This window comes from Geminocystis sp. CENA526 (genome assembly GCF_050753365.1).
In the GTDB taxonomy this organism is placed as follows: domain Bacteria; phylum Cyanobacteriota; class Cyanobacteriia; order Cyanobacteriales; family Cyanobacteriaceae; genus Geminocystis.
Genome location: NZ_JBLZFY010000152.1, coordinates 1 through 6,838, shown reverse-complemented (window position 1 = coordinate 6,838; position 6,838 = coordinate 1). Strand labels below are relative to the sequence as shown.

At 38.0% G+C, this 6,838-nt stretch carries 6 protein-coding genes; 5 read left to right on the top strand and 1 reads right to left on the bottom strand.

Features of this window, described 5'->3' with window-relative positions; translation table 11 throughout:
* Both ACN4EE_RS21395 and ACN4EE_RS21390 read left to right on the top strand, forming a co-directional pair.
* A partial coding sequence (locus tag ACN4EE_RS21395) for an ArnT family glycosyltransferase (RefSeq protein WP_431708537.1) occupies positions 1-1,645 on the top strand: 1,645 nt, incomplete at its 5' end.
* Between the two features lie 259 nt (positions 1,646-1,904).
* On the top strand, positions 1,905-4,418 hold the full coding sequence (locus ACN4EE_RS21390; RefSeq protein WP_431708536.1) for a sugar phosphate nucleotidyltransferase: 2,514 nt from the start codon (positions 1,905-1,907) through the stop codon (positions 4,416-4,418).
* 47 nt (positions 4,419-4,465) lie between these two features.
* Here ACN4EE_RS21390 and ACN4EE_RS21385 read toward each other — a convergent pair whose 3' ends face one another.
* Positions 4,466-4,657: a hypothetical protein gene (locus ACN4EE_RS21385; RefSeq protein ID WP_431708535.1), complete on the bottom strand. Its 192-nt coding sequence runs from the start codon at positions 4,655-4,657 to the stop codon at positions 4,466-4,468.
* 20 nt (positions 4,658-4,677) lie between these two features.
* On the opposite strand from ACN4EE_RS21385, the gene ACN4EE_RS21380 reads away from it, so the two are divergent.
* The 3 genes from ACN4EE_RS21380 to aroA all read left to right on the top strand — a co-directional run bounded on the left by ACN4EE_RS21380 (position 4,678) and on the right by aroA (position 6,790).
* Positions 4,678-5,010, top strand: a complete 333-nt coding sequence (locus ACN4EE_RS21380) for a type II toxin-antitoxin system RelE/ParE family toxin (protein ID WP_431708534.1) — start codon at positions 4,678-4,680, stop codon at positions 5,008-5,010.
* Positions 4,997-5,314, top strand: coding sequence for an addiction module antidote protein (locus ACN4EE_RS21375; protein WP_431708533.1), 318 nt, complete (start codon positions 4,997-4,999; stop codon positions 5,312-5,314). Before ACN4EE_RS21380 ends, ACN4EE_RS21375 begins: the two co-directional genes overlap by 14 nt.
* 147 nt (positions 5,315-5,461) lie before the next feature.
* A complete protein-coding gene (gene aroA / locus ACN4EE_RS21370) occupies positions 5,462-6,790 on the top strand; it encodes a 3-phosphoshikimate 1-carboxyvinyltransferase (protein ID WP_431708532.1) in 1,329 nt (442 codons plus the stop codon).
* Positions 6,791-6,838 lie beyond the last annotated feature (48 nt).

Below are 6,838 nucleotides of genomic sequence, written 5' to 3'. Positions count from 1 at the left end.
GGAGATGTGTAGAAGAGACATCTCCTCCCCCTCTCCCCCCTCTCCCCTCATCATCATTTTTCTTATGGTTCAATTAGGTTCTATTTTGTCCTATCCTATATCGATCGTTCTCTTAGTCGGGTTAATGATTAGAGTAATTATTGCCATATATTTACCCGCAGGTTATGATGAGGCTTATTATTTTATCTACACTCAGAATTTAGATTGGAGTTATTTTGATCATCCTGTATTCGTGGCATTAACTACGGGGTTAGGAGTGTGGTTAACAGGGGAGGTTAATCAATTTACTATTCGTATCGGTACATTAATAATTACGACGGGGAGTTTATATTGTCTTTATCTCACAGGGAAAAAATTATTTAATCATCAGAGTGGATTATTAACTTTAATAATCGCTTCCATGATTCCTATTTTTACCGTTGCCTTTGGGGTGTTGACTTTACCAGATGTGCCGTTAATGTTTTTTCTGACTTTAACTATATTATTTGCCTGTGATGAGTTTTTTTCGGATGAAGATCAATTAACCTATAAACCTAGTTATCGTCTTGTTTTGATTGGTTTATGGCTAGGATTAGCTTGTTTAAGTAAATATCATGGTTTTGTTTTTGGTTTATCTTTAGTGGGATTTTGCTTATTTAATCCACCCTATAGAAAGGTTTTTGCTTCTCCTTGGTTAATCGCCACTTTTGGGGTTTTTATTATTACTCTATTTCCTCTTTTATATTGGAATTGGCAACATGATTGGGTATCTTTTGGTTTTCAATTATCCACTCGTTTTGACTCTCCTAACCCAACTCCTTTAACCATTAATCTTCTTAATATCCTTGTGGTTGCTTTAGTTAGTATTGCTTATTTATTCCCCAGTTTTGGTTTTCCTTTATGGTGGGTTGGCGGTGTCACCCTTGACTCAGAGTTACGGGGAAAATCTAACCTTCGTTATCAGTTAATTCTCTGGATTTCGTTACCTTTAATCATCGGTTTTACTCTTTTAGGAGGAGTAACGCAAATTTTGCCGACTTGGGCGATGCCAGGTTTTTGGTTTTTAACGCTTATTCTAGGGGATTTTAGTGCTAGATGGTCAAAATATCATCCTAAGTTAATTCAGCGTTGGTTATTCTTCTCTTTTCTGATTATTAATACTCTTATCGTCATTGCTTTATCTCATTTTAGTTTGGGATTGTTTCAAAAACCGAATCAAAATGCTTTTTTTACGGGTTTAATCCCCCCTGAAAATGATCCTTCTACAGAGTTAATTGATATTGTACAATTACGATCGAACCTTGAATCATCCCCTGAATTTACGACTGCATTGCAACAGGCAGATTTTATTTTTACCAATCAATACTATCTTGGTGGTTATATTGGTATGGCGATCGAACCCTTAACGAATATTCCATTAACTTGTTTTAGTAGTGATAACAGAGGTTTTGATTATTGGTATCCCCAAGCCAAACTCAAGGGCAAACGAGGATTATATATCACTACTGAGCGTTTTACAGAAAAAGAGATAGAAGAAAAGTATCGTCAACATTTTGAGCAGTGGAGGGAAGTAACTCAGATACCCTTAGTTCGATCGGGGGCGATAACGGAGGTATTCTATATCTATGAAGGGATAAATTTAATTAGTGTACCGTTCAAGCAATGAGGATTTAATCCTAATACACCAATTTTAAGCGATAATGATATTTTACTGTTTTAAAAAAATTCTGGTTTACAAATCTTTTAAACGGATGTTAGACTTTTATGGATTACAATGTGAAACTAATAACGAAGATGAAATAAATATTCGTCAAACAACATCTTTTCCCGACAGAAAACAAAAAAGGGGGAAATATTACAGAAAGGTGATCAAAAACTTCTAAAATTTCCTATATTTTAAGCAATCAATATCAAAGGAGAACTTTATGCGCGCTGTCTTAATGGCTGGTGGTTCGGGTACTCGATTACGCCCTTTAACTTGTGACTTGCCTAAACCAATGGTACCAGTCTTAAACAGACCCATTGCCGAACACATTGTGAATTTATTAAAACGACATAGTATTAATGAAATTATTACTACTCTCCATTATTTGCCCGATGTTTTACGGGATTATTTTCAAGATGGTAGTGATTTTGGTGTAACAATGAAATATTCGGTAGAAGAAGATCAACCCCTTGGTACAGCAGGTTGTGTGAAAAATATAGAACAGATGTTAGATACTACTTTTATCGTAATCAGTGGAGATAGTATCACAGATTTTGATCTACAGGATGCCATTCGCTTTCATCGTGAAAAAGGCTCAAAAGCTACTTTGATTTTAAAACGAGTGCCTAATCCTATCGAGTTTGGAGTAGTAATTACCGATACCGATGGTAAAATACAAAGATTTTTAGAAAAGCCCTCCACTAGCGAAATTTTTTCCGATACTGTCAATACTGGTACTTATATCCTTGAGCCTGAAGTTTTAGACTATTTACCTTCTCAAGAGGAATCGGATTTTTCCCAAGACTTATTTCCTCTTTTGTTAGACAGAAATGAGCCGATGTATGGTTATATTGCCGATGGTTATTGGTGTGATGTGGGACATCTGGAAGCCTATCGGGAAGCTCATTATAGTGCGCTCGATCGAGATGTTAACCTCGATTTTCCTTACCATGAAACTCAGCCAAATATTTGGATTGGGGAAAACACTTATATTGATCCCACCGCTTTGGTGGAAAGTCCTTGTTTAATTGGCAGTAATTGTCGCATCGGTGCGAGGGCGAAAATTCGTGGTGGTACAGTAATTGGAGATAATGTCACCGTGGGAGAAGACGCAGAACTCGATCGACCTATTATTTGGAATGGTGTTGTAATTGGTGATGAAGTGGCTCTTTCTGGTTGTGTAATTGCACGGGGTACAAGGGTCGATCGTCGATCGCAAATTTTAGAAGGTGCTGTTATTGGTCAACTTTGTAACATTGGAGAAGAAGCCCAAATCAATACAGAAGTACGAGTGTGGCCCAGCAAACGAATAGAATCAGGAGCAATCCTCAATATCAACCTGATTTGGGGGAACATGGCTCATCGCAACCTCTTTGGACAAAGGGGGGTGACGGGGTTAGCTAACATCGATATAACCCCAGAATTTGCGGTAAAATTGGGGGCAGCTTATGGTTCAACCCTCAAACCGAATAGTTCTGTAGTGGTATCCAGAGATCAACGCAGTGTATCTCGCATGGTGAGTCGTTCTTTAATGGCAGGATTAATGTCTGTGGGTATTGATATTCAAAACCTCGAATCAACGGCAATTCCCATTTCTCGCACCATGACACCCCATTTAGGAGTCGCAGGAGGAGTTCATGTCAGGCTACACCCAGATCGACATGACTATATTTTAATTGAATTTTTCGATACAAACGGCATTAATCTCTCGAAGGCGAAGGAGAAAAAAATTGAGGGTGCTTATTTTAAAGAAGACTTAAGACGAGTTCAAGCTATGGATATTGGCGATATGTCTTACCCTTCCCAAGTATTGGAAACCTATAGAGATACCTTTGAGACGCAATTAAATTTAGAGGCAATTCGTAACAGTAACACAAAAATTGTCATCGATTATGTTTACTCTGTTTCTGGAGCGATTTTACCGCAATTATTGGCAAAATTTGGCTGTGATGCAGTAGTTTTAAACGCTAGTTTGCGACAACGGGCTATTTCTACCGCAGAAAGAGAAAACCTCTTGTATCAACTTGGTCATGTGGTGGAAGCCTTAAAAGCTAATTTCGGTGTGCAAGTGTCTGCTAACGGCGAGTTATTGGTATTAGTGGATGAATCTGGCATTCAAATTCGAGGAGAAGAATTAACTGCTTTAATGGTAAACACCATCTTAACCGCTCATCCCAGAGGTACGATCGTTGTTCCCGTCAATACTTCTTCTGCTGTTGAACAAATAGCGCGCCGTCACGATGGTAAAGTGATTCGTACGAAAGCCAATCCCACCGCCATTATGGAGGCGGCTCAACATAATCCTAATGTGGTGTTAGGGGGTAGTGGTGAAATGGGTTTTATCTTCCCTCAACTGCATCCCGGTTTTGATGCTATGTTTACGATCGCCAAACTGATTGAAATGCTGACGGTGCAAGAACGATCGTTAACTCAAGTGAGAACAGATTTACCAATGGTATGTCATAAATATCATTCCTTGAGATGCCCTTGGAAAACAAAAGGTGCATTAATGCGTCACCTAGTAGAAACGGAGTCTCAAGAAAACCTTGAATTGATAGACGGAGTAAAAATTATCCAACGTCACACCGATAACTGGGTATTAATATTACCAGATGCGGGAGAACCACTAATTCATATCTATGCTAACAGCGATAGTCGAGAATGGGCGGAAGCACAGTTACAAAATTATCGTAGCAAAGTGCAAGAGTTTATTATGACTCAACAATCGATTTAAAAACTCTCCTTGTCATTGCGAGGTAACGAAGCAATCCCATACCCTTATCACAAAACAACAATGAGATGGCTTCGGGGGAAATTCAAAGAAGTTCGATCGATTTTGAGATAAACAACCCCTCGCCATGACGGTAGTAAAGTTAATATTTTTGTCATTGCGAGGTAACGAAGCAATCCCATCCTCCATGACGATAAGGTTTTTTTCTTGTCAAAATATAAATAGCCAACTATAATTGGCATAAGAAGTCGAAGAAAAGATTATGTCACAAAAAGAAATTATCTTTTATCAAGATAGTATAGGAAAAGAACCTTTTAATGATTGGTTACTGAAAATACGAGACAAAACTATCAGAAGGCGTATTTTAACAAGATTACTGAGAGTTGAAAATGGAAATTATGGTGATTATAAATCTCTCAAAGACGGTATTTTTGAGCTAAGATTTACATTTGGAGGTGGTTTTAGAGTCTATTTTGGCGAAGACGGCGATCGAATTGTGGTTTTATTATTGGGTGGTGATAAAAGTACCCAAACAGAAGATATTGAAAAAGCAAAAAATTATTGGCAAGAGTATTTGAATTATGAGAAAATATAGAAATTTGTTACAGGTTAGTGAAGAGTATTTTCGCAATCACCCTGAAGAGATTGACGAATTTATCAAAGAAATTTTTGAAGATTATGCAACAGATCAAGATTCTACGGCTTTACTGTCAGGATTGCGTATTGTTGCACAGGTAAAGGGAGTAACAAACTTAGCTAATCAAGTAGGAATGACAAGACAAGGATTACAAAAGGCATTATCAGCAAAAGGTAATCCGAGACTAGATAATATCAACGCCATTTTACAAGCGATGGGTTATCAACTTATGCCACAATTGTTAACAGAAATTTCGCAATAATGATGATTTTCACACCGTCATTGCGAGGTACGAAGCAATCTCAAGCAATCTCTCAAAGGTAGATTTTTCCTCAAAATATGAAAGTCCGATCGATGATATAATTTCCCTAAAATCATTTTTCAGTAGTCAATTTTTCTATTATTTTCTGTGATTAATCTTATTAAAACTGCTCAACATCATCAATTAGTTATCGAAAAAAAAGCTAATTCCCTACAAGGCACAATCTCTATACCGGGTGATAAATCTATCTCTCATCGCGCTTTAATGTTGGGTGCGATCGCATCAGGAGAAACCATCATCGAAGGTTTATTATTAGGAGAAGACCCTTGTAGTACTGCTCAATGTTTTCAAGCAATGGGAGCAAAAATTTCTGAGTTAAACAGTGAAAGAGTAACAGTCACAGGAATTGGAGATAAGGCACTACAAGAACCTTTAAACATTTTAGACGCAGGAAACTCTGGCACAACCATGCGCTTAATGTTGGGGTTATTAGCTTCACAACCGAACAAATTTTTTACCGTCACAGGAGATGATTCCCTGAGAAGTCGCCCTATGGCAAGGGTAATCAAGCCTTTAGCACAAATGGGAGCGTTGATTTATGGTAGAAATAACAATCAAAATGCCCCCCTCGCTGTCATTGGGCAAAATCTTAAACCTATACATTATCATTCCCCTGTGGCTTCCGCTCAAGTAAAATCTTGTATTCTTTTAGCAGGATTGATGACAGAGGGCAAAACTACTGTAACTGAGCCTTTTTTGTCCAGAGATCATAGTGAAAGAATGTTACGATCGTTCGGAGCAACCCTAGAAATTGATGTTGATACCCATAGCGTCACCATTGAAGGAGGAGCAAAATTACAAGGACAAACTGTTATAGTACCGGGGGATATTAGCTCGGCGGCTTTTTGGTTAGTAGCAGGGGCGATTACTCCCAACTCAGAATTAATCATTGAAAATGTGGGAATCAATCTCACTCGCACGGGGATTTTAGAAGCCTTGCTGATGATGAATGCGGATATTACCCTCGAAAATGAAAGGGAAATGGCAGGTGAACCTGTGGCAGATTTAAAGGTAAAATCAAGTAAACTCAAAGCCTGTTCGATCGAAGGTGCAATTATTCCTCGTTTAATCGATGAAATTCCTATTTTAGCAGTAGCAGCCTGTTTTGCCGAAGGTACGACTATTATTAAGGATGCTGAAGAATTGCGAGTGAAAGAGAGCGATCGATTAGCGGTAATGGCGACAGAATTGAATAAAATGGGGGCAAAAATCACCGAATTACCCGATGGTTTAGAAATTACGGGCGGTGTTACTCTCAAGGGTGCGCAAATGGACAGTTATACTGATCATCGTATCGCTATGAGTTTAGCTATTGCAGGATTAAATGCCGAGGGTACAACTATTATCGATCGAGCTGAAGCGGCTTCTGTATCCTATCCTACTTTTGTGGATACTTTAATTAAAATAACTAATTAACAATTAACAATTAACAATTAACAATTAACAATTAACAATTAACAATTA